This is a genomic window from Flavobacterium supellecticarium (genome assembly GCF_004801375.1).
Classification (GTDB): domain Bacteria; phylum Bacteroidota; class Bacteroidia; order Flavobacteriales; family Flavobacteriaceae; genus Flavobacterium; species Flavobacterium supellecticarium.
The window spans coordinates 88,034-112,422 of the sequence record NZ_SSNZ01000010.1 but is presented as its reverse complement, the minus strand read 5'-3'; the positions used below and the strand labels follow the sequence as shown (position 1 = coordinate 112,422).

Genomic DNA, 24,389 nt, shown 5'->3' with positions numbered 1-24,389 from the left:
GAATTACAAAAGCTGTAATTCTATTTTTATAATGTTATTGGTTTCTTGTTCAATTTCAAACCGGCGGTCGGAGCGTTTTCCTACTACCCATACGATTTCATCCCCAGAACACAACAGCCAGCAATTTTCTTTATCGATCAGCGAAAACTTTTCGTCTTTAAAGTATTTACTGATTTTTTTTCGGCCTGTCATTCCGGATGGGTAAAAGTAATCACCTTCTTTCCATTTTCGTAAGATCAGTGGTAATTTTAACTTATCTTTATCAACAAAGATAACCTTACCGCCCCGGTCTTCTGTAACATTTGTTACGGAGTATAGCGTTAACCGTCCCTGCTCTAATGTTACTTCCTGATTTTCGGTTATTTCGATCGATTGCGTCCTATGTACCTGTTGCTTTTCCAACAGTAAATAGTCACGATCTTTTAAGAGTCGGTAGTTTTCGGAGAACACCTGTTTCCCCGACTGAGCATTGATCAGATTATAAATATCGTCCCAGGCCGTAAACCCGTAGGGTTTTAACCATTGGTACAAATAGGCTTTATAATTGGGGATCAGTTTGAGCTTTTCAATCGCGATATGCAACTGCTCTTCTTTTTCGGTTACTATTTTCGAATATAATTCCGTAACGGCATCCTGTACCAACGATTCCGTTTGTTGCAGATGTACGAGCGTATCCTGAAAACCGTTTAAAAAATTCGGATTCAATTCTTTTAAAATCGGAACGACCTGATGGCGTATGCGATTTCGCAGGTACTTATCGGATGCATTGCTACTATCTTCTCGCCATGCAATGGAATTAGCCACGGCATAGGCTTCGATTTCATCGCGTCCAAACGGCAATAAAGGTCGGATAACGGTACCGTTTTGTGCCGGAATTCCGGTTAACCCATCCAATCCGGTTCCGCGGGTAAGGTTAATCAAAAAGGTTTCCAACGTATCATCGAGATGATGCGCCGTTAGCAAATAATCAAAACCTTCGTTTTCCAATAATGCGGAAAACCAGTTGTAGCGCAATTCCCGTGCGGCCAGTTGTATGGAGCATTTTTCGGTTTCGGCATATTCCTGAGTCGCAAAACGGGTTGTAAAAAAACGGATGTTATTTTTGGCACACCATTGTTTTACAAAGTCTTCATCGCCATCGCTTTCAGCAGCACGAAGACCAAAATTACAATGCGCTACGGCAATCGTATAGGGTAAATTTCGAAACAATTCTAACAACACCATACTATCGATACCACCACTGATAGCGAGTAGCAATTGTTTTCCTTGGAGGAAAGCAAAATTGTCGTTGAGGTGTTGCTGTAACTGTTGTCGCATTTTTATTTAAGTTCTGTCCTATTCAGATGTGATACAAATTTACAAAATGTACATTAACCCGTTGTTATTTCAAGTACTTCCCGCATGGCTTTGGCCTTTAACAGACATTCGTCGTACTCCTGTTCCGGTAAAGCCGCGGCTGTAATCGCGCTTCCTACGGAAAAAGAGACATATTGCGTCGCCGCATTATATAGAATACTACGGATTACCACATTAAAATCGAAATCGCCTTCCGGGGTAAAATAGCCCATCGCACCGCTATATAGGCCTCTTTTGGTTTCTTCCAGTTCTTCAATTCGTTGCATAGCGGCTATTTTGGGCGCACCGGTCATACTTCCCATCGGAAAGGTTGTTTTGATAACTTCTACCGGTGTAATCCCTTCTTTTACTTCCGATATTACGGTAGATATCATTTGATGTACCTGTTTAAAAGTATAAATGCCGCACAATTCCTCAACCTGTACACTCCCTTTTTGGGCAGTGTGCGACAAATCGTTGCGAACGAGGTCAACGATCATAATATTTTCGGAACGCTCTTTTGGGTTTTCGGCTAATGCGGCTTTGATTTGGTTGTCTTCTGCCAGGTCTTTATGGCGTTTTGCCGTTCCTTTTATCGGTTGTGATATGATTTTGGTACCTTCTTTTCGCAAATAACGCTCCGGAGAAGCCGATAATAAATAGTGTTTGTTATGCTTGAAAAAAGTCGCAAATGGCGGTTCCGAAATTGCATTTAGTTGTTTGTAAACCTGATACGGGTTTATTTTGGCATTTTCTGCGAAAAACTCCATACAAAAGTTGGCTTCGTAGCAATCGCCACGATGAATATACTCCAACATTTTGCCGACTTTAAACAGGTATTCCGACTTACTAATACGTTGTTGAATGCGAATGGAATCTGCTATTTCGATAACCGGTATTTGTTGTGATAGTATTTCATTCCAGTCACTTTCCATTTCATCATCACACATCACCAAATAGTGTAATTCCACTTTATCACCTTTTAACAGAATTATCTTTTTAGGCTGAAAAAAGAACAAATCCGGAAATTCCAAACCGTCATAATTCTCCGATTGTAAGATTTCCGTATCGTTTTTCAGATCATAGGACAAATAGCCAAAAAGCCAGTCTTTTGCCTGCGATTGGTACTGATTCAGATCGTCGAAAGCATTTTTAGTATCGGTTTGAATTGCGGTAAAAGCATCTACGGCCAGTAAAACGTCATAACTGCCATAGTGCTGCGGATATTCGTTACTGTCGAGCCATGCGATTTCCCGGAATTGTTGTGCCCAAAACAAGAGTTTTTCTTTAAAAGCAATCGGATCGGGTATTTTTTTTAGTATCGTTGTTCTCAAAAAGTCGGATTTAAGTTTTCAAAAATACAAAATACCTGTTTGCTGTAAAAGGGCAATAAAAAAGGACTCTCTGATTTCAGAAAGTCCTTTAATTATTGGGTTTATACTCGTTATTCTTTAAAAGAACAGATTTGACCAGCCTTCCCAGCCGGATACAATGTCTTTTAAATACTGATGGCAATTGATTTTGGCATCGCTAATATTTTCTTCTGCAACGGTAATGATGCATTTTTCAGTTTGCGCCATATAGTCGGTTACCAACATAAAAAAATCACTTGCCGAATTGGCATCACTCGTATCGATGATTCTGTGAAGCTCATTTTTAATTTCTAAATTTCCCATATCCAATTAATCCTAGTCGTTTTACTTCATCATTGTACAATTTATCCGATAATTACATTATTCCGGCCATTGTAAGTGCCATTATTCATGCAATACCAGAATCGGAATTTTAGAATGATACGACAATTTCTGAGTCAAACTCTGTTTGAACAATTCTTCAAAGAAGGAACGTTTGTAGGTAACCATTGCCAGAATATCGATGTGCTGGTTATCCAGGAAGTCGTAAATGGTTTGTTTTACATCGTCGTCGGGAACGATAAAAAACTCCACCGGCTGTTTTTCGAATTCTTTTTTCCAGGCAATAATTTCTTCATCATCTCCTTCAAAATTTTTGGTCTTTACTGCCAGGCATTTAATTTTCGCGTTAAACATTTTGGCAAACTGAATCACTTCATACAGTGCTTTTTTGTCCTGATCGCGGAATCGTGTTGTAAAGGCAATATTCCGGATCACATCAAATTTGGCTTCGTTTGGTACACTCAGTATATTTTTATGAACATTGGTAATCGCACTTCCGGTGTTGGAACCGAAAAAGGTTTCCTGCCATCCGGACGCACCGGTAGTTCCCATCACTACCAAATCGATTGTTTCGTCTTTAACGACTTCTTTAATCGAGTGAATCAGGTCACCCTGCATCAGGATATGGTTCATTTTGATATATTCCAGATCGTTATCCACTGCAATTTTTCGCAAATACGGAATCTGATCTTTAAAATTTTCAAATTTGTCGAGTTCTATTGTTTCAAAAACCTCCACTATGGCCGTTGCGTGTCCTTCATAGGAAATCGGTGGTAAATCATAAACATGCAAAACGAGTACTTCCGCCTGTAGTTTGTTAGCAAATTTTAAGGCGTACACAAATGCATTGTTGGCTGTTTCTGAAAAATCGGTAGGGAAAAGTATCTTTTTCATGATTTATGCTTTGATTTATAGTTTCTATAAAGTTAGTAAAAGAATTATAAAAAACATATTACAAAAATCAGTTTCACAATTATTTAACCCTCCTAAAACCGCTTTGTTTTAAACCGTATTTCTTTTGTACCTTTGCCATCATTTAGCTTGATCCATATGATTTCACACGATACTATAGTTGCGTTGGCGACACCTTCGGGAGCTGGTGCCATTGCTGTAATCCGTATTTCGGGAAAAGAGGCCCTTACACTTGCGGCATCGGTTTTCCAATCGGTTTCCGGAAAAGATCTGACCAAACAGCGTACCCATACCTTACATCTGGGGCATATTGTGGATGGCGATAAGGTATTGGATCAGGTTTTGGTATCGTTGTTTAAAGGAACAAATTCCTATACCGGTGAGAATACTGTTGAAATCTCCTGTCACGGGTCGACTTTTATACAGCAGCAAATCATACAATTACTACTTCGTAAAGGCGCACGAATGGCGAATGCCGGGGAATTTACCTTACGCTCGTTTTTAAACGGAAAGATGGATTTATCGCAAGCCGAAGCTGTAGCCGACTTGATTGCCTCGGATAACGAAGCGTCGCATCAGATCGCAATGCAACAGATGCGTGGTGGTTTTAGTAACGAAATTGCGAAATTGCGCGAAGAACTATTGAATTTCGCCTCATTAATCGAACTCGAACTGGATTTTGCAGAGGAAGATGTTGAATTTGCTGATCGAACACAATTCTATGAACTGCTAAACCGCATTGAATTTGTCTTAAAACGACTGATCGATTCATTTGCCGTAGGAAACGTGATCAAAAACGGAATTCCGGTAGCCATTGTAGGTGAACCAAATGTTGGTAAATCGACTTTATTAAACTCGTTGTTAAACGAAGAGCGCGCCATTGTGTCGGATATCGCCGGAACGACGCGGGATACGATCGAAGATGAATTAGTGATCAATGGAATTGGATTTCGTTTTATCGACACCGCCGGGATTCGCGATACGGCCGATTATGTGGAAAGTATCGGAATTAAAAAAACCTTTGAAAAAATGGAACAGGCTCAGGTGGTTGTTTACCTGGTTGATAGTTCTTCCATTACCGGTAATCTAAAAGCTGTTCAGGTGGAAATCGAAAAGATCAAAAACCAGTTTCCGTTAAAACCGTTATTGGTTATCGGAAATAAAGCAGATAAAATTAGCGAAGCGGATAAAGCCGTTATCGAAACGGAAATCCCGGGAATTTTATTGATCAGCGCCAAAGAAAACCGGGGCGTTGAGACGTTAAAGGAACAACTCTTGTCGTTTGTCAACACCGGAGCGTTGCGTAACAATGAGACTATTGTGACCAATACCCGTCATTACGATTCGTTATTAAAAGCGTTGGAAGAAATCCAAAAAGTACAATGGGGATTGCAATCGAATCTTTCCAGCGACCTTATGGCGATTGATATCCGTCAGGCGTTATTCTATTTTGGTGAAATTACCGGTCAGGTGACGAATGATGAATTGCTTGGAAATATTTTTGCGAATTTTTGTATTGGGAAATAGTCTAAACAAACTCAAACAGGTTAGTGTCAACCTTAAATAGTAACCGTCAAAAACAGTGACAGACAAATTAAAAACAGCAATCGAAAGACTTTACGCGACCTTTTCATACTATCCATCTAATGGAACAATGGAAGGTTGTCCCTGTTGTCTTTCTTCTACCGATAAGGAAAAAATACACACAAAAGAGCTTCGGCAATTAGATAGTGATGATCTTTCGAGGTATGCTTTTAAGGCCATGACAACCTGGGGAAACACTAATGATTTTAAACATTATTTACCCCGGATTTTTGAGTTACTATCAACAACCGATTTCATCGTTGACACCTTTGTTGTTTTAGGAAAACTTCACTATGCTAAATGGAAAACCTGGCCAGCAGAAGAGCAAAAAGCGATTAACGATTTTTTAATGGCCTGGTGGATCGATAGTATAAAACACCAAAATTACTTTGACAATGATCTTTTTATAGAAATTTACAAATTGTTTGAGACTATAAATCCTCTTCTCGATAACTGGCCCATCACTTTTGACAACAACAGTTTTAAAAACCTGATCGACTTGCTCGACTCCTATTACTACGACCTGATAAAAATAAGCAACAAGTCGGAAGGACTTGACCAAGCTGCTATTACCACACTTCAAATGTGGCTGACCAACAAAAAAGAGTTACTAGAGCAGAGATTTTTCTATTATGAAACTATTGACAACGAATTTGCCGAAAGAATATCAAACGCACTTTACATAATTGAACATAGTACATAAGTTACTTATAATAGTTTGACGCATGATCATCGACATCTCTCAGGTGTTATTTTTTTGTAAAATTACCGGCTCGTTATTTACTGGAATTCTTTTTTTAAATTTACGGATTACAAATCCGCGCTATCGGGATTTATTTAACATATAATAACCATGAAAGAAGTAAAAGAAATTATAGAATATTTTATTGATACTGAAGAAAAAATTGAAGTTTTATTACGAAATAGAAATTTAATTGAACATAATATTTTAGTAGATAAAATTTTAGAAATTAGTGGTGAAGATTTGTTTCTGGCAGAAAAGAAGTTTGAGCCCTTATCTATGATTTTAGAAATGTCGATAAAAGAGAATGCAAATTTATCAGTAGCACCTCGCTATTTGTTTAAAATAAGTGAACATAATAATGAAAAATATGGTACCGTATGGGCATGCTATGTTTCTTTTTCAAACCCAAATGAATCAATAAAAAAAATAAACGAATGTTTTTTAGTCGCTTCAATTAATGATGAATTAAAAATTGTTTCTGATTTTATAGTGAGTTCAGATGCTAAAGAATGGAAACATGTAGATGGTGATGAAGACAAAAGCTTACGTTTGCATAGTTTGGGTAAACCTGTAAAAGTAGCGCGTTATTTAGAGCCAAATGATGAATGGAGTTTAAAAGAGTATTTGAAATAAATAGAATATAACCCTTGAAGAATCGGCATTTTTGCCTGTAACAAGCAGTATTATTACTGTTATTTAGGATTAAAGGTCCGGATTCGATTATTTTCATGTTTCCGATCGAAAACCAACGCAATAATCTCACAGCTGTTATTCGAATAGAAAAGCGGAATACTGTTTATTCTGCGCCCTACAACGATACCGTTTTTTCTTATTCCTCTATATCCTTTTTTTGCCAGGGAAATTTACCTTCGATTTCAACTTCGAGCGATAAACTTAAAAAAGTTCGGATTAATACAATTATAGCTAATGATAACACACGATCCATGGTTGGTTCGGTGACCACCGTTCCGATGATATCACCCGCTACTAAGATTTCCAAACCAAGTAAGATTCCTTTACCGAGTTCCTGTCGGAGTATTTTATACGAACGCGGAACGGTTCCCTGTAACGTAAAAATAAACTTCCCCATCGCGATTATAACTCCTATAATTATGGTTATAATCCCTGCAATTTCGATTCCTTTGGCGACATATTCGATATATGTTTTAATTTCTTCCATTTTTACTTACTTATACTAGTATTTAAAAATACAAAATCCCAACCAAATGGTGGGATTTACTTTTATATATGCGAATTTCTAATTCGTGTTATCGGGATTACAATGAATTTATAGGTTTTATTGTAACCTGATGTCATGATATTTTCTTTTCGTCTTTATTTAATAAACCTATAAGACTTATTAGAGCCGCACCTCCTAATATCCATGGCCAGGCATTTGAATCGTTATTAATACTGCTTTTCATATTTTCAATCTTCCGATTCAATTCCTCAATTGTCTGATACGGATTATTTCTATTAAAAAAAATACAATGCGATTTAAGATACATCGTAATGGGAACCGTGTCCTCTACAATCAAAACACCGGGAATAGTAGCACTATTAGCTAATCGCCATTCCTTTTCCACTCTTTTTATTTCATGTCCTTTTCCTGATATCAGACCAATAAAAAAATTAGATTTAGTAATATTGTTCTTCGTTATCGAGCTCAATTCCGTATTAAAATCACTACTCTGAGTAATCGAAAACCCTCGGGAAGTCAATTCTTCGGCTAATAATGTCAATATAAACTGATCCTTATTGTTTAAGGAATAGGATAAAAAAACTTTCATTATAAGTTTGTTTTAAATGAATTGATATAGTCATTATATCTTGGAAAATACAAGGGATGCAAATTCTTTTTCATAATTAATTTGCTCAAAAACAGATTGCCATTCCAACATTCGTATTTATAACTGTTTTTACATTCCGTATTTAATCTTTCAAACAAACTAGTCAATCCTGAAGTAGGCCGCTTCTTACAGATAAGCAAATATCCTGAAGCACCATACGAATGGATTAGTGTTGGAATATTGACGGTTTGAATTGCTGCCGGTGAAATCGTTGCATCATGAAATTTACATTGTACAACCCATTTCCGCTTAAAAATTTTTATGTCGTCTGATAAATCAAATTCAATTAAAATATCCCTACCGCCATCTGTACCTGTTCCTGTTGGAAAGATTTCAACATTAGTAATATTATTTTCGTTGTCACTTGTTAACGCTCTAAAAAAATCTGCTACCAAATCCTCAAAATGATCACCATCAGCAATTTCATCAAAAGTTAAATACATACTTCGCTTTGAAAATTATAGATGCTAAAAAATCAACCTTTCTCAAAGATACGAAATAAAAACAGGGTATTTTTCAGTAGTAATTATGACAATTCCAGTCTTTTTAAAGCAATAATGTTCTTTTTGAGTTGTTTACGACTAATACCCAATACTACGGGATTAAACAAAAAAAACTATTTCGAAATTCATTTCCCTACTTCTTCGTAAACCCCTTCCGGGTCATTTCGCCCCAACCACTGGTACCTTTTATTTTGTCTTTATAGCCCACTAAAGCGGCATATACCGTTAACGGATGGAAATAGAACGGTTCTATAAAAGCTGCCAACAAGAGTTTTAAAAAATCGGCTTGTTTGGGGTATTTATGGTAGGTACGTTCTTCGCAGTATAAGGCGATAACCGAAAAGAAAATCGAAAAAGTATAGACAAACAAAACCAATAAAAAGAAAAAATGCCAGTTAAGTAAGCCTAATACTAAAAATACTAGTGTCGTGACCACGCCGATAAATTCGATACCGGGCGCCAGAAATTCAAATAACGTCCAATACGGAATACTGATCATACCCAAAAGTTTGTATTTCGGGTTCAGGCACATTTTTTTATGGAAACTAAGCGTTTCAATGGTGCCACGCATCCAGCGGCTTCGCTGTTTTTTAAAGATCTTAAAATCTTCCGGTGCTTCGGTCCAGCATAGCGGATCGGGAATATAACTCACCGAATACGGCAATTTGTTTTCGAGCATATAACGACGCATTCGTACGACCAGCTCCATGTCCTCGCCTACGGTTTTGGTGCTATAGCCTCCCGCCAGTAAGGCGATTTCTTTATCAAACGCACCAAAAGCACCACTGATCAATAATAAACCATCCAGTCTTCCCCATGCCATTCTTCCCAAAAGAAAGGCGCGTAAATATTCCAAAACCTGAATTCGGGATAGCATACGATCCGGAACGTTGACTTCGACCATACGGCCGTTTTTAATCACACATTGGTTCGCAATCCGAACCACCCCTCCGGTGGCAATAATCCGCTTGCCGTAGGATTCCAAAAAGGGTTTTGCCAATTTGAGTAAGGAATCTTTATCCAGAATACAATCGACGTCAATACAAACCACATAGGGATATTCGGCGATGTTGAGTCCTGCATTTAGTGCATCGGCTTTACCACCGTTCTCTTTGTCGACTACAATGAGTTTTTTAAACGCTGCATTTCGGGAGCGGTACAAACCTTTGATTTTCTTTGTTTCAATTTTGGAATGTACCTCCAAATCTGTCAGTACCAGATCGTAGGTATTGATCAGAATTTCCATCGAGTCGTCTTTACTTCCATCGTTCACTACAATCACCTGATAGTTGTTGTAATTTAATGATAATAAGGATTTTACATTTTCTTCAATCGTAAACCCTTCGTTATAGGCTGGTGCAATTAAGGACAGTTTGGGTGCAAATTCACTCGTTAACAATACATCATAATCGACAAAACTGTTCTTTCTAAGATAGCTTCGCAATTCTTTTGCGGACAAGTAGGCCAATATCAGGTAGGAAGACATGATCAATATTGCATAACCCAGAATAAGGTTTAAATAAAGATCGATAAAAAATAGTAGTTCATCACTTAAAAAAGTCATCTGCCCAGGGTTAATCGGTTAATTGCTGCAATACGCTTTGCGCTTCATATTTTAGAAAAGTGTTTGGTGCCTGTGTTGCCAATTGTTCGACAAACGGTACTTTTTGCGTCAGTTTTAGCTCTTTGATCAATTTTAATCCCAACGCCACTACAGTAGTATTTTTGGATTCCAACAGCTCTTCAATGCCCTGCGTATCGCCAACATCGTGCTTTTTAAACGCCGCTATGATATTGACCTGCGTCCAGTCGTCGATCGGATACGGATGTTTGGTCAGGTGTATGATTCCTTTTGTACCTTCCAGTTTAATACAAGCGCTGATGGCTGTAATTTGCAGGGTTTTGTTCCGCGCTTTGGAACTGATCAGTAGGGTATCAAAAACTTCGTGAACATTCATTTCAGCCAGTTCGGTAATGCCTTTGCAACGAACATTCCATTTCGAACTTTTAAGTTTTTTTAAGGAGTCGTTTTTTAATCCGGAATCCTTATAAAACTGTTCCAGCTTGCGCGCATAAACGCCCTCGTAATTTTTATGAAGATTGATAACCGATTCTGTGGTGAATTCTCTAAAAAAGCGGTTGTCCTTTAGTTTTTTATAGTTTTCATTCTGAATGATTTCCGAAAACGGAAGGTCTTCAAAAACCACCATAAACAGTAGCTTGTCGATTAGTAAACCGTATTCCGTACGAAGTCTTTCATTTTTTATATGGCTATTCCGACTACTAATGATCAATACATACAAGATAACGGAAGCTGCCATAAAAAGGCAAATGGATCCGATTAAAAAAGGTTCATTCCATGTACCATGTGTGTAAAGTTCCCAAAGGTGTTTCATTGTAGCTGCGTATATTATAAATTGTATTAAATACGAATACCCAATAACTTATTTATACGCACTAAAAGCACCGCCGGGCTAACCGGTTTGGCAATAAATTCGTTGGCTCCTATGTCGAAAGAATCCAATTCGGTTTGTTCTACACCGGAAGAAGTGAGTATGATTACCGGAATATCCGATTGAATCCGTTGGCGGATGTATTGTGTAATTTCCATTCCGCTACTACCCGGCATATTGATATCGGTTAGTACCAAATCGTAATTATTGGTTTCAATGGCTTCCAATGCTTCTTTACCATCTGAAAACTGATCGACCTCATACCCTTTCGATTCTAAGAAAAAGGATAATGATTTGCGTAGGATGTCATTGTCTTCCGCTAAAACTATTCTCATCGATTTTATATTTATTTTGGAGCGAGCGTTTATAAATGAGACCAAGCGGTCTCTTATCGTTCTTTTATTGTACTTCTATTAAATATTTAACTACGTCAACAATTCCGCTTTCCAGGGTGTTGATTTCATCTTCTCCCATTGCTGTAAAACGTTCCAGTAAGGCTTCTGCTTCGATAACGGACAAACAATTACTAAGATCGGCCAGCATAAACATATCCAGGCTGGATTTCATATTATGTGTGAGTCGTTTTACCGCATCATAGTCATCTCTGGAAAAAGCTTCCTTAAGGTTTGCTACGTCAACCGGAATTTTTTCGATGAACAGATTGATGATTTCCTTTTTAAAATTCTGATCGCCACAGGCTGTTTCGTCAATAAAAGACAAATCAACTTTTCTTCGGCGTGTTGGTATATTTTCCGGATTTAAAGCCGTTTTAATCGCATCCAGAAGCATCGCCTGTTTAAACGGTTTCGGAACATAGGCATTCATTCCCGCTTCATAGCAACGCTCTTGTTCGCCAATAAGCGAATGGGCTGTCATGGCTATAATTGGAAGGGTCAATTTCATTTCATTTCGAATGTATTCTGTGGTCTGATATCCGTCTTTAACCGGCATCTGAAGATCCATCAGTACCACATCGTAGCTCTTTTTTGACAGTAGTTCGATTCCTATTTCGCCATTTTCGGCTATATCCAAATCAAAACCAAAATTATGAATCACGCTTTTGGCCAGTTTCTGGTTTAAAACATTGTCTTCGCAAAGCAATATTCTAAGTTTACCAAGACTTTCTCCGGCTGCCGCTTCGGTTTTGGTTTCGATATAATCCGATTTTTTATAGTTCAGTACAAAGAAAAACTCGGAACCTCGTCCAACTTTACTTTTTACCTGTAATTCGCCATGTTGTAGTTCGATTAACTGTTTTACAATACTAAGACCCAATCCCGTACCGCCAAATCGTCGTGTGGTACTTTCTTCCGCCTGTGTAAAACGTTCGAAAATCGTTTTTAGTTTTTCTTCGGGAATACCAATTCCTGTATCTTTTACCGAAAATTTAAGTGAATAATAGTCTTCCGTTTCTTCCAGCATTTTTACCGAAACGGTTACGTCACCTTCCTCAGTAAACTTAAGTGCATTTCCGACAAGGTTTACCAAAATCTGGTTTAGTCGACCCTGATCACCAATGACGTGTTCCGGCATATCGGCATCTAAAAAGAGATTGAACTCAATGTCGTTAGAAACTTTAACCTTTAACAGCTTATAGACCTGTTTTAGTGTCTTTTTTAAATTAAACGGTTCGGATTCAATGGTTAAATTACCGGATTCGATTTTGGAAAGATCCAGAATATCATTAATGATCAATAATAAATTTTCACCTGCTATTTGTACGCTATCGATATAATCGTGCTGCACGGTATCTAGTTTTGTCTGCGCCAAAAGATCGGTAAAACCGATTATGGCATTTAAGGGCGTTCGGATTTCATGACTCATATTGGCCAGGAAACTGTCTTTTGCCAAAACTGCTCTATCGGCAATTTTTTTCTGAGCCGCCAGTTCGATATTTTTGGTTCGTAATTCCAATTGGTTGATCACGTGTTTTGCTACGATTGAAAGCGCATTTCGCTGGTTTTCATCGAGTTCTTTGGTCTCGTGATCGATCGCACAAAGCGTTCCAATATTGTATCCATCGGGTGTGGTAAGTGGAATTCCGGCATAAAACCGAATTTTAAAGCCTCCGGTCACATTCGGATCATCTTTAAACTGTTCGTTTAAAAAGGTATCGTTGATTTCCACCATTTTAGTTTCCATAATGGTATACTGACAAAACGAAATCTCCCTTGGTACTTCCGATACGCCGATTCCAATTTCCGATTTAAACCATTGTCGGCTTGCATCGATAAAAGAAATATGAGCGATGGGTACGCCACAGATATACGAAACCAATTTGGTAGCATCGTCAAAAGCATTATCCGGCAACGTATCCAGGATATTATAGCGTTTTAGTGCTGCTAAGCGTTCCAGTTCGTTTTCAGGGATGGGATAGGGTTGGGTATTCATAGTGTCAATTGGGAAAATGCATAAATACAAAAATAATTTGAGAAAAAAGGTCGCAAAAAAATTTGTTAACAACTATTATTTATTCCTAATTAAAAACACGCTTCCTGTAATCAGAAAGCGTGTTTTTTTTCAATTATTGTACCCTAATATTATGTGTTATGATTATAAGTCATAACCATTCTATCATTATGGAGTTTTATGAAACAATCTTCTAAAATCATTTATATCAGTCTTAAATTTATAGTTATATTTCCTCCAACATGAGCACTTTAATAATACATTTTTATGCCTAATACTTTTTATTATATGATCATATTTATTTACAGGAAAAACTTCATAAAAATATTTTTTCACCACATCAACTATATAAGATTCTTTACCTTCATGATCAACAACAACAATATTAGGATTATCCAATATAAATTCTACACAATGAGGAATTAATGACAATTTACTATTAGTCTTTTTAATGATTATCATTTTCCCTACATCAAGTACTTTATTCCCGGACATATAGTCTATCTCAAAATCTTTAATTTCAGAATAATACCAATTATCTTCATTCTCACTTAAACTCCAACTAGCAGGGTTTTTCTTGGTTATTCTAACAGTTGAAAATAGATTAGATCGCAATATCTCACTTGAAAAGACAAATAAAAATGGTCCATAGAAGTTCGGCTTGCGTAAATAATCGTGTATATCGACCATATCTAGAAAGATATCATCATATATTCCTAATAATTTATCTTTATCATCAGTATATTGAGACGTTTGATATAACTTATTGTCTTCAACATATTGTCTTGAAAGAAGGTATTCTTTTTCTAAATACAAACGAGATGTCGCTACTGTATTTGCATGATATAATTTTTTTATTCCCTTCTTCTGTAAAATTTCATACACTTCTTCAGCGTTTAAATCAAATCTTGACATGTCAAATAAAATAACTATTCGTTAAAATCTAGTAGTTTACGAACTAATTCCTTGTCACTTTTTGAAGCCGCATTAAATAATCTCTCTTTTACTCCATATTTTAATTCCTTTGCGGTTAAATATCTTTTTAAATTGTACCCTCCCGGATATCTGTTTGCATCATATTCATGGAGAATTTGACCATCCTCAAATAATGTATAATCATCATCTAAATCACCTTTCATTTGAGGTGAATATGCAACTATTTTTTTTTTCCATACACTCTTTATTTAAAAATGGAAAAATAATAAATAAATCAATATCAGAACATAAGTAAAAACACCGTCTTTATTTTTGAGTATTGTGACAAAAAATAATATTCTTCGATTTTATCCAAAAAATATCTTATGATTCAAATACATTCAAAAAAACAACATTTGAATACTCATGCTTTTCATGTAATATTTTAAGATTTTCTATTTAACAAATACAACGTTTTATTCCGCAAAATTCTTTACTTAAATACCCAATACCAAAAACAAATTTGTTAAATAAATCAATTATCTTTATACGCCGTATAAATTACCACTTTCGACCAAACTAAACCTTACTATTATGGATGCACCAACACAAAAAGCAAGCAAAAACCTCAATCGGTTAAAGCCTCTACAAATAACACAGATCAATACTAAAAGTATGGGACTTTCCGGTATTGTGAGAACTGCCGATCATCTGGAACCTATGGTATCCGCTGAAATTCAGAATAACGTCAACGGAAGAGTGATCAATATCAAAATCGTTGTTTTAATTCCGCAAACCTTGTTAGGACAAGAACCGATTACACTTTATCAGGATCTGGATAATCCCCCGAAAAACGAATTAAAACTGGTTGTAAAATCGAATAGTAACGAACTGGTCGCTCCGGAATATTACCCTTGGTATGTTAATTACCTGCATCCGCTTTCTGAAAGTGATAAAATAGAAATTATCACAACCCGTATTGAAGATCTTATCCCGGATGACGCCAATCCGAGAACGTCCAGAGGAACCGTAACACAGGTATTACAAAGTTAAACAGCAAACCGAAAATCAATCTGTGTTTCCTAAAGACACCCTATGATTTCCAACAACAAATCCGTATTTTTTTTCCTGTTCCTTTTAGTGCCCTCCTTTCTTTTTTCGCAAAAACAGTCTTCCCTGAATGCTGTAATCCAAGAGAAAGCAAAGCAGTATCAGGACCAACGCTATTTTTATAAAGCGCTTCAGTTTTTTCTTGAGAAAAACTGGGATTCCACTTTGGTCTATTCGATGAAGCAACTCGCTTTGCCAAACACTACCGAAGTTGCGGACTATTGTCATTATTTCAGGGGATTCAGTTTTAAAAATAAAGTACTGAATCATGAAGCGCGAAAGGAATTTGAAACCATCTCCAAAGCGTTTCAATTCTATTATAAAGTCAATCTTTATCTTGGTGAAATCGCCCTTGAAGAAGGCAATTATAAAAAAGCGATTGCTTATTTTACTGAAATTAACAAACTGCCACCGGCCAACGGTTACGATTTTAAAAAAGGTGTCGTATACCATAATATTGGTCTCTCCTATTTGCACCTCAACGATTTTAAAGATGCGGATACCTACCTTTCCGAGGGGTTTGCTTTATTGCAAAAAGAGAAAGACACCGTATCGCTTATCGTTGCGTATATGAACATTGCCAACCTCTATTACGAACAATATAAAGACAATCTGGCAATTCCCTATTTTGAAAAAGCCTACGCGCTATCCAAAAAGATTAAAGATCCGCAGCTCAAAATGAATGCGGCGCTCAATATGGCTGTGGTAGCCGAAAACAATAAGCATTTTAATACGGCACTAACCTATCGGAAGGAATATGAAAACTGGCGGGATTCGCTTAATGATCAAAATAAAATATGGGCGATAGCCGATCTGGAAAAGCGGTTTACCGTTCGTCAAAAAGAAAAAGAAATCGACGTACTTGAAGCCGAAAACAAGCTTAAAATTGCCGAAAGGAATGGCTTTTTTTATTCTTCCGTACTATTGCTGATCCTATTTGGAACGGGTATCTACTTTTACCGTCAGAAGAGTAAAACCAATAAAATCATTTTATCGCAAAAGAATGAACTGGATGCACTAAATGCCTCAAAAGACCAACTATTTTCCATTGTTAGTCATGATTTGCGTTCGTCGGTAAATGCCTTAAAAAACAGCAATGACAAATTATTAAAAAGCCTCGAAAATAAAGAGTATCACGAACTGGATAAACTCTTACATCACAACAGTGCCATCGCCAACGGTTCCTATAACTTACTGGACAATCTGCTTCATTGGGCCATGTTGCAAACCAAACAGTTTTATTTCCATAAGGAATCGGTACACCTACTTTCGATCGTACAACAGGTTGCTTTTAATTATAAGCCGCTGCTGACCGATAAAAACATTCATTTTGAAAATCAGGTCCCAAAAAGTGCTTTTGTTTTGGCCGATCCAAGTTCGTTAAAAATCGTATTGCGAAATCTTTTGGATAATGCGATAAAGTTTACTCCCGAAAAGGGTCGTATCTTTATTACGGCTGAGGTTACAGCGGATCATTGTATCCTTTGTATCGAAGATTCCGGTGTGGGAATACCTCTAGAACTATTGAATCATTTGAATAATGAAACCTTTAGTGCTGCTAAAAAAGGAACGCATGAAAAAACCGGTACCGGTCTGGGAATGCAGCTTTGTAGCGATATGATCCGTAAAAACGATGGAAAAATGCTAATTGAAAGCACCGAAAATAAAGGAACTACCATCCGTATACAGTTACAAAAAGTGAATCCAAATGAATAATGTAAGCGTCCTTATTATAGAAGATACTCCGGCGGAAAGCGAGGCACTGGTACAGGTACTGACCGAAAACAACTATACCATTGCCGGTGTGGCCCGAACTTTTAGTGAGGCTTTAGCGTTGTTTTATCAACAGACGGTCGATATTGTGATCATTGATGTTTTCCTAAACGGAAATCCCGACGGTATCGCCTTTGCCGAAACGATAAACATTACGCCTGATGCCGTCCGACCGTTTGTGTTTCTGACGAGCTCGAACGACCGGCAAATCTTTGATCGCGCCAAACTGACCAAGCCTTTTAGTTTTTTACTAAAGCCTTTTAACGAACTGGAAATCTTATATGCCCTGGAAATTGCCATCGAAAAATTTTACGGGCAAACCAATGTTTTTCTTAGTGACGATCAGGATACGGTGGTGAGTACTGATTCACTTTTTATAAAAAAGAAAAACACACTCAAAAAAGTACGCATTGACACTATTATCTATATTGAAGTCGAAGAACGCTATTGCAATATCATTACCGAACACGAAAAGTTTGTTATTATGATTTCGCTCACCAAGTTAAGCGAACTGTTGGAAAGCAGCAAATTTGTACGCACGCATCGGAATTATATTGTAAATACAAGTAAGATTGAAGAGATCGTACTTCCCGAAAACCTGCTGATTCTGCAAGGGAACCACAAAGTAACCCTTAGCGATAAGCACAAGGATTTCCTTAGAAAATTCAACATCCTGAAATAAACACTACGACGCTATATCGATAACGCTTCCCAAACCGGAGGCGTTTTTTTATGGCTCGATTTTCCATACAGTGATTTCCGGCTTTCATGTCAATAATTCCCGTCCTCATATCATTTCTTTAAAAAGCGCTATCCCGCAACCGTAATTTTAGTATCGAAAACAAAAGAAAGCTAGCAGATTTTGTGTTCCGAACTGGTATGAAACAATGTTATTCCTGTCCATTCTGCATATAATTAACCCGTTTATGCCAGCTCACAGGAAGCATCTTCTACTAAGTCAACCGAAATAACGTACAGGGAAGTATGCCGAAAAACCCTAAAAAAGAGTAGGCAACTATATAACCAACAAATCATGTCAAAAATAGCAATCGTAGAAAATGGTGCCGTATATGAAGGATACGACAGCATAAACGCCATTCAGTGGTGTTCACCTTCCTTTTTAGGCTGTAGCGTCTGTGTAAGCGCCAGTGCCGTTAAAGGAATGGTTACCATTTCCGTTGGATTTAATACGCCTTTTGGAAATGTTAGCAAAACGTTTAATTTTAATTCAAATGTTAGCTACACCTGGCAGCCTTTAAGCCGCTTTAAACTAACGATAAGCATCACCAACTTTAACGAAGCCGGTGGTGTTTTTAGTTTTGATCTGGGCGCAAACCCATGTGTGGAAGTTCCGATTATGGGATGGAAATGTTTTATGTTTAGCCATCATTTTGAAGTGCCACTAGTACTTACAGGTATCCAAAATGATATCGACGACAGTCAATTTGCCAGCATTCTGGCCTTCCATTCCGGAAATGGTTTCGATGAAGCAAGTGGTTCTTCTTTATTAAAAGGGGATATTTACAACAATTACCTGAATCAGGGGAATATCTTTACCATTCCTCCGGTATGCGGACCAACCAGACCTTGTATGCCAACCCTACCGCCATTGGTATGTGGTGGTGTAGATGCATCGGTACCAACACTTCCGGTAGCTTCTTGTATTCCAACAAGACAGTGCGTGCCTACGATCACTTCGTGTGTAACCGGTATCCCGTTTATTTGTAACAGTGCCGTACAAGGCTATCCGACGACATTACTTCCGGGATGCCAGCACGTTACTACGCTATTACCGGGTTGTCAGCATCCTACAACATTACTACCAGGTTGTCAGTCGGACGATTCGCAGGTAATGTTGTCCAAATCAAACGTAGCCGATGCCGCTGTTCCTACCCTTCCGGTAGCATCCTGCATTCCTACAAGACAATGTGTTCCTACAATCACTTCCTGTGTAACCGGTATCCCGTTTATTTGTAACAGTGCTTTACAGGGAAGTTTCCCAACAACATTGCTTCCAAATTGCCAGCACGTTACGACTTTACTACCAGGCTGTCAGTCAGGTGGTGTACAAGGTACAGCCAACGTTCCTACGATTCCCGTAGCGTCTTGTATCCCAACCAGACAGTGTGTACCTACCATCACTTCGTGTGTAACCGGTATCCCGTTTATTTGTAACGGTGCCCAGCAAGGTGGTTTCCCAACTACTTTACTACCGGGTTGCCAGCATGTAACAACTCTGATACCAGGATGTTTGCACCCTACAACACTAATCCCGGGTTGTCAGTCAGGCGACGTAAATACTGGCGCCTTACCAACCTTACCCGTTAGTTCCTGTGTAAATACAGCAGGTTGTGTTCCGTCATTGCCTTGTGTTCCAACAATGAGCTGTACCGGAATTCCAATTGTTTGTTAATACACTTTTGCTTTCTTACCGCGGAGCTTTGCTCCGCGGTATTATACCCTTTTACTTAAATGTCCCCACTTATGCAACTAACACCCGAAAATATATACCGCTTTTTACACAAACGACAGCTTATTGATAATGATGCCGTTGTAAAAGGAAATTTTATGGTAATTCCCGCCAATACCCGCAATACGATTTTAAAAATAATGATTGAAAAAGACAACTCTCTGTTTGCCAAACAAATGGAAAAAGATCCGGTATCTGTAAGTCAGTTTCAACGGGAAATAAACGCCTATGCCCTATTTAAAAACAATACCGAATTTTCGACGCTGGCCCATCTTGTTCCGGATATGCTCGATTATGATGATGAAAACAACATTCTGATTACAAGGCTGCTACCCGACGCTAAAAATCTATCCGAGTATTATATGCTCACTAAAAATTTCGATCTTGCGCTTCCGCGCGAGCAAGCCCATATACTATCGGCATGTCATGTTGTACCCGATGTCAAAACCGACACTTCCGGATTTCCCAAAATATTACCCTGGGTACTCCGGCTACATCAATTTAGAGCCACTGACTTTTTTGTCGGAAACCAGGCTAGTACCGAAATAATACAATTGATCAAAGACAACAGCGTTTTACAAAATGCTCTTATCGATCTGGCCAATTCCTGGCAATATACCCATCTGATTCACGGGGATATCAAATGGATCAATTTTTTGGTAACAACAAATGATACCAATCAACTGACTCAAAAACTGATCGACTGGGAACTGGCCGATATTGGCGATCCGCTTTGGGATGTTGCCGGTCTTCTGCAGTCCTATATTTCCATATGGGTGTTGGGTTTTGACAATGCCAATCCTTACTCGAATACACTACCCGATTATATGAAACCTTTTGATATGCGGGAATTGCAACCTTCGGCAGAGGCTTTTCTAAAGGAATATATAACCTTACAAGGCTATCCAACCGAATACCACCCTTATTTTTACGACAAAGTTATGCGACTCACTGCCGCAAGGATTATTCAAACCAGCGTGGAAGCAACTACTTTTAACAGTAAGATTGAAGCCAATTATATGCGTTGTATCCAACTGGCTTATAACATTATGAAAGATCCAATGACTGCACTGGACGAACTTTTTACTATAAAATCATTTCATCATGTTTAAAGATAAAACAATACTTAAAGAGCTAACCCGGATTATTGATCAAATCAAAATCGAAGCTATGCTTATCCATTACAATGGAAAATCTTTTCCGGTTACGTCTGAAAACGCTGTTATCGTACTAACCAGTTTGCTTTATTCAGAATGCTATATGTTAAAAGAACGCTATCAGTTACAACCGCTACAAAATTTTGATCTTCTACAAAAGGATGCCAGTGGTTTTATGCATCTTCTTTCCCAAAACAACCATACCAAAGAAAAACTGGAACAGGGTTGGGAAGTGCAACAAACCTATACAAACGGCTATGTCGGGATCGTCCGAAACAATGAAAAACAAATCGTAAATGCGTCCGCTATAAAAAAGCTTGCTCCCGGAGAACAAACCGTTTCGGTGCTTTTCCCAAAAGAAGACCGTTACCGGCAACCAACTTTTTATTATGCTTTTAGTAATGCGCCTATGGATACGATCACAAAACTGGTTCGCATTTACTGGAATTGTACGTGTGAAGGTGCTCCCGTATTGCTTGACATTCTGACAACCCGGTTGAATCAGTATAACATTCCTTTTCTTTTTAAATGCCTGAGTCATCCGGAACATTATTTTCGTCGTGATGCCGCCGTTTTATATATCGACGACAGTCTTATGCCGCTTCTGGAACGGGTACTGCCTGAACTGGTTACCGCTATGGAACCGTATCTTGAAGAAGATGTTCCGCTTTTTTCCTATCGCCACAGTAAAGGCGTAGGTATAGCCGAAAACCCAAGCGCACAGGAAAGCTTTGGTATGAATCGCATGACTATCGTGGCGGAAACATTACTTAAAACCGCATCAAAAAAATTACCGTCTGAGGCCATCCTTCGCGAAATAGCAATTGCTTTTCAGAAAAAAGGGATTAATCCATTGACAACTCACCTTAATAAAGGATCCAAAATCCTGTTCAATTAAAAACAAAGAGCATGAATACAACCGATAAAACCATTTTTCTGGAAACCGCCTGGGACATTGCCTGTGAACTTATCAAAAGCAGTATATGGCAGGGCGATTCCTGTACCTGGCAAGGTTATTCGATGGAAGCCGTTAACGGAAAATACGAAGGCATTTTACGGACATTCGGTGCCGATATCTATTCCGGAACTTCCGGTATCGCATTGTTTTTAGCCGCTTTGTATTCGGAAAAGAAAGATCCCATACTTTTAAAAACGATCGAAGGTTGTTTGTCGCAGATGACATCATTGATGCATACCGCACCCGATCACGGTTTTTATTCCGGGAAACCGGGTATTGCAGCCGCATTGATCAAAATTGGAAGTCAACTGGAGCGAAGCGAAATTGTTGCCGCGGGGATCAAATTACTCGAAAGTATTCCAACCACTGCATTACAATCATATGAAATAGACGTGATTAGCGGTGCTGCCGGTACGATCCCTGTATTATTGGATGTTTACAAGACTTATACTAATCCTGTACTTCTGAATAAGGCCATCGCACTTGGTGATTTGCTCTATCATTCCGCTGAAAAAAATAAGGACGTATGGTCCTGGCGTACCGTTCCGTCGCAAAAGAGCCTTACCGGTTTTTCACACGGATCGTCAGGTATTGCACTGGCACTGCTTCAATTATATGAAGCAACAGAAAACCCGCAATTTCTGGAAGCTGCGACAGGTGGTTTCAATTACGAAAGACAATCGTTTGATGCCACGCAACACAACTGGCCGGATTTTAGGGATGGCGTATCGACAACCTACAATACGGTTTGCGGTTTGGCCTGGTGTCATGGCGCGCCGGGTATTGCTTTATCCCGATTAAAAGCAAATCAGATAAAACCGGATAGTACTTTTGAACAGGAAATGTTTGTCGCACTGACGACCACAAAAGACAATGTCTACCACAATCTTATGGATAATCTCCACCATACCAATTATTCGTTATGTCATGGTATTGCCGGAAATGCCGAAATACTGCTGGACTGCAGTCCGGAATGCAATCAACTGGCAGAAACGGTAGGAACAGCGGGAATTTATAAATACAAAACAAACCGGCTTCCGTGGCCAACGGGTGTCAATAGTGGTCAATATACACCGGGGTTGATGATGGGAATTGCCGGAACCGGTTATTTTTACCTCAGATTATTTGATTCGGAAAAACACAAATCGTTACTCTTACCCGGATGTTAAAAAAATGGGGCCATAATTTGTTTCCATATACTATTTTAAACTCAAAATCCTGATCGTAAAAAATCAGGATTGTTTATTTAGACAAATTTAAACCAGCAAATTCATTAATAAAGGCTTATCGTTTAAATAATTGGCATAAAAGCCATATTCTTTCATTTTAGATCGTAACGGTTCAAAATCTTCATACTGTTTGACCACAATCCCAACTATCGCTATTCCTTTTTCTTTTGAGTTTTTCTTGGTATATTCAAAATGAGTAATGTCGTCGTCCGGTCCCAGTACATCCATTACAAAATGACGTAAAGCCCCCGGTCGCTGCGGAAATTTCACCAGAAAATAATGTTTCAACTGTTTGTATAACAACGCTTTTTCCTTGATTTCTTCCATACGGGTGATGTCATTATTGCTTCCGCTAACAATACATACAATATTTTTACCGGCCAGTTCTTCCGTATCATAACTTTTAAGTGCCGCAACCGATAAAGCACCCGCCGGTTCCACTACAATCGCATCTTTATTGTAAAGCGAAAGTATCGTTTCGCAAACCAATCCTTCCGGAACGGTTATAATGTCGTGTAAGGTATTCTTACATATTCCGAATGTATAATTACCGACCTGTTGCACGGCCGCTCCGTCTATAAAATGACTAATCGTATTTAAGCGTACCGGTTTGCCGCTTTCGACGGCTTTTAACATACTGGCTGCTCCTTCCGGTTCGACACCCACCACTCGGGTTTCCGGCGAAAGCATTTGAAATATGGCACTGATACCCGCTGCCAGTCCACCGCCTCCTATTGGCACAAAAACATAGTCGATCGGTTCCTTAGCTTGTTCGAGTAGTTCCAATGCTATGGTCGCTTGTCCCTCGATAACAGCCGGATCATCAAAAGGATGAATAAAAACAGCGTCGTGTTCCTTGCAAAAAGTCAGTGCGGCTTCTTTGGCTTCATCAAAAATATCTCCCGATAAAAGTATCGTGACATACTCTTCTCCAAACATTTTTACCTGCTCCAGTTTTTGTTTTGGAGTCGTTAGCGGCATAAAAATGGTTCCTTTGGCTCTCATTTTCTTACAAGCCAGCGCCACTCCCTGAGCATGATTGCCAGCACTGGCACATACGATTCCCTTTTGCAACTCCTCCGCCGTAAGCGAAATCATCTTATTATAAGCACCTCTTATTTTATAGGAACGTACCGGTTGTAAGTCTTCCCGTTTCAGACTTACCCTGGCTTTTAATGCCGTCGATAAATTCGTATGATACTGCAATGGTGTTTTGTGGATTTCTTTTTTTAAATTACCCGCTGCCATACGAATAGCCTCAAGTTTTGGAAAATACGCATTGCTTTTCATAA

General features: G+C 38.4%; 24 protein-coding genes. 10 read left to right on the top strand and 14 right to left on the bottom strand.

The window, feature by feature from the left end:
* Positions 1–3: 3 nt before the first annotated feature.
* The 4 genes from tilS to E6C50_RS16000 all read right to left on the bottom strand — a co-directional run bounded on the left by tilS (position 4) and on the right by E6C50_RS16000 (position 3,923).
* Complete coding sequence (gene tilS / locus E6C50_RS16015) at positions 4–1,317, bottom strand: tRNA lysidine(34) synthetase TilS (protein WP_136404251.1); 1,314 nt, start codon at positions 1,315–1,317, stop codon at positions 4–6.
* Positions 1,318–1,370: 53 nt separating this feature from the next.
* Complete coding sequence (locus tag E6C50_RS16010; protein ID WP_136404250.1) at positions 1,371–2,669, bottom strand: anthranilate synthase component I family protein; 1,299 nt, start codon at positions 2,667–2,669, stop codon at positions 1,371–1,373.
* Positions 2,670–2,786: 117 nt separating this feature from the next.
* The gene (locus tag E6C50_RS16005; protein ID WP_136404249.1) at positions 2,787–3,011 is read right to left on the bottom strand and encodes a hypothetical protein; all 225 of its coding nucleotides are present in this window, start codon (positions 3,009–3,011) and stop codon (positions 2,787–2,789) included.
* Between the two features lie 81 nt (positions 3,012–3,092).
* The gene (locus E6C50_RS16000) at positions 3,093–3,923 is read right to left on the bottom strand and encodes a universal stress protein (protein ID WP_136404248.1); all 831 of its coding nucleotides are present in this window, start codon (positions 3,921–3,923) and stop codon (positions 3,093–3,095) included.
* 156 nt (positions 3,924–4,079) lie between these two features.
* Here E6C50_RS16000 and mnmE point away from each other — a divergent pair, with 156 nt between their 5' ends.
* The 3 genes from mnmE to E6C50_RS15985 all read left to right on the top strand — a co-directional run bounded on the left by mnmE (position 4,080) and on the right by E6C50_RS15985 (position 6,903).
* Positions 4,080–5,468, top strand: coding sequence for a tRNA uridine-5-carboxymethylaminomethyl(34) synthesis GTPase MnmE (mnmE, locus tag E6C50_RS15995; RefSeq protein WP_136404247.1), 1,389 nt, complete (start codon positions 4,080–4,082; stop codon positions 5,466–5,468).
* A gap of 55 nt (positions 5,469–5,523) precedes the next feature.
* A complete protein-coding gene (locus E6C50_RS15990) occupies positions 5,524–6,228 on the top strand; it encodes a hypothetical protein (protein WP_136404246.1) in 705 nt (234 codons plus the stop codon).
* A 150-nt stretch (positions 6,229–6,378) separates the two neighbouring features.
* The gene (locus E6C50_RS15985) at positions 6,379–6,903 is read left to right on the top strand and encodes a hypothetical protein (protein ID WP_136404245.1); all 525 of its coding nucleotides are present in this window, start codon (positions 6,379–6,381) and stop codon (positions 6,901–6,903) included.
* Between the two features lie 196 nt (positions 6,904–7,099).
* On the opposite strand, the gene E6C50_RS15980 is transcribed toward E6C50_RS15985, so the two are convergent.
* From E6C50_RS15980 to E6C50_RS15940, 9 genes are all read right to left on the bottom strand, one after another.
* Complete coding sequence (locus tag E6C50_RS15980) at positions 7,100–7,450, bottom strand: DUF1622 domain-containing protein (protein ID WP_136404244.1); 351 nt, start codon at positions 7,448–7,450, stop codon at positions 7,100–7,102.
* Positions 7,451–7,583: 133 nt separating this feature from the next.
* The gene (locus E6C50_RS15975; protein WP_136404243.1) at positions 7,584–8,060 is read right to left on the bottom strand and encodes a TIR domain-containing protein; all 477 of its coding nucleotides are present in this window, start codon (positions 8,058–8,060) and stop codon (positions 7,584–7,586) included.
* Entirely contained in the window at positions 8,060–8,563 is a 504-nt protein-coding gene (locus E6C50_RS15970; protein ID WP_136404242.1) for a restriction endonuclease, read from the bottom strand. Before E6C50_RS15970 ends, E6C50_RS15975 begins: the two co-directional genes overlap by 1 nt.
* A 193-nt stretch (positions 8,564–8,756) precedes the next feature.
* Entirely contained in the window at positions 8,757–10,187 is a 1,431-nt protein-coding gene (locus tag E6C50_RS15965; RefSeq protein WP_136404241.1) for a glycosyltransferase family 2 protein, read from the bottom strand.
* Positions 10,188–10,197: 10 nt separating this feature from the next.
* Positions 10,198–11,019, bottom strand: a complete 822-nt coding sequence (locus tag E6C50_RS15960) for a hypothetical protein (RefSeq protein WP_136404240.1) — start codon at positions 11,017–11,019, stop codon at positions 10,198–10,200.
* Between the two features lie 26 nt (positions 11,020–11,045).
* A complete protein-coding gene (locus E6C50_RS15955) occupies positions 11,046–11,411 on the bottom strand; it encodes a response regulator transcription factor (RefSeq protein ID WP_136404239.1) in 366 nt (121 codons plus the stop codon).
* A 64-nt stretch (positions 11,412–11,475) separates the two neighbouring features.
* Positions 11,476–13,467 carry a GAF domain-containing hybrid sensor histidine kinase/response regulator gene (locus tag E6C50_RS15950; RefSeq protein ID WP_136404238.1) on the bottom strand — a complete coding sequence of 664 codons (1,992 nt, stop codon included), beginning with the start codon at positions 13,465–13,467 and terminating at the stop codon, positions 11,476–11,478.
* Positions 13,468–13,653: 186 nt separating this feature from the next.
* Positions 13,654–14,400: a hypothetical protein gene (locus tag E6C50_RS15945; RefSeq protein ID WP_136404237.1), complete on the bottom strand. Its 747-nt coding sequence runs from the start codon at positions 14,398–14,400 to the stop codon at positions 13,654–13,656.
* Positions 14,401–14,414: 14 nt separating this feature from the next.
* Positions 14,415–14,624, bottom strand: coding sequence for a hypothetical protein (locus E6C50_RS15940; protein WP_136404236.1), 210 nt, complete (start codon positions 14,622–14,624; stop codon positions 14,415–14,417).
* Positions 14,625–14,994: 370 nt separating this feature from the next.
* Here E6C50_RS15940 and E6C50_RS15935 point away from each other — a divergent pair, with 370 nt between their 5' ends.
* The 7 genes from E6C50_RS15935 (at position 14,995) to E6C50_RS15905 (ending at position 23,037) form a co-directional block, all read left to right on the top strand.
* Positions 14,995–15,453 (top strand): hypothetical protein, encoded by a 459-nt coding sequence (locus E6C50_RS15935; RefSeq protein ID WP_136404235.1) that lies wholly within the window; start codon positions 14,995–14,997, stop codon positions 15,451–15,453.
* A gap of 42 nt (positions 15,454–15,495) precedes the next feature.
* Positions 15,496–17,226: a tetratricopeptide repeat-containing sensor histidine kinase gene (locus E6C50_RS15930; RefSeq protein ID WP_136404234.1), complete on the top strand. Its 1,731-nt coding sequence runs from the start codon at positions 15,496–15,498 to the stop codon at positions 17,224–17,226.
* Entirely contained in the window at positions 17,219–17,965 is a 747-nt protein-coding gene (locus tag E6C50_RS15925; RefSeq protein WP_136404233.1) for a LytR/AlgR family response regulator transcription factor, read from the top strand. Before E6C50_RS15930 ends, E6C50_RS15925 begins: the two co-directional genes overlap by 8 nt.
* A gap of 351 nt (positions 17,966–18,316) precedes the next feature.
* Positions 18,317–19,696 carry a hypothetical protein gene (locus E6C50_RS15920; RefSeq protein WP_136404232.1) on the top strand — a complete coding sequence of 460 codons (1,380 nt, stop codon included), beginning with the start codon at positions 18,317–18,319 and terminating at the stop codon, positions 19,694–19,696.
* 71 nt (positions 19,697–19,767) lie between these two features.
* The gene (locus E6C50_RS15915) at positions 19,768–20,865 is read left to right on the top strand and encodes a phosphotransferase (RefSeq protein WP_168732843.1); all 1,098 of its coding nucleotides are present in this window, start codon (positions 19,768–19,770) and stop codon (positions 20,863–20,865) included.
* A complete protein-coding gene (locus E6C50_RS15910) occupies positions 20,858–21,808 on the top strand; it encodes a T3SS effector HopA1 family protein (RefSeq protein WP_136404230.1) in 951 nt (316 codons plus the stop codon). The genes E6C50_RS15915 and E6C50_RS15910 overlap by 8 nt, the downstream gene beginning before the upstream one ends.
* Positions 21,809–21,819: 11 nt before the next feature.
* Positions 21,820–23,037: a lanthionine synthetase LanC family protein gene (locus E6C50_RS15905; RefSeq protein WP_136404229.1), complete on the top strand. Its 1,218-nt coding sequence runs from the start codon at positions 21,820–21,822 to the stop codon at positions 23,035–23,037.
* Between the two features lie 87 nt (positions 23,038–23,124).
* Here the strand turns inward: E6C50_RS15905 and ilvA are convergent, their stop codons facing one another.
* Entirely contained in the window at positions 23,125–24,387 is a 1,263-nt protein-coding gene (gene ilvA / locus E6C50_RS15900; RefSeq protein WP_136404228.1) for a threonine ammonia-lyase IlvA, read from the bottom strand.
* Positions 24,388–24,389: the final 2 nt, after the last annotated feature.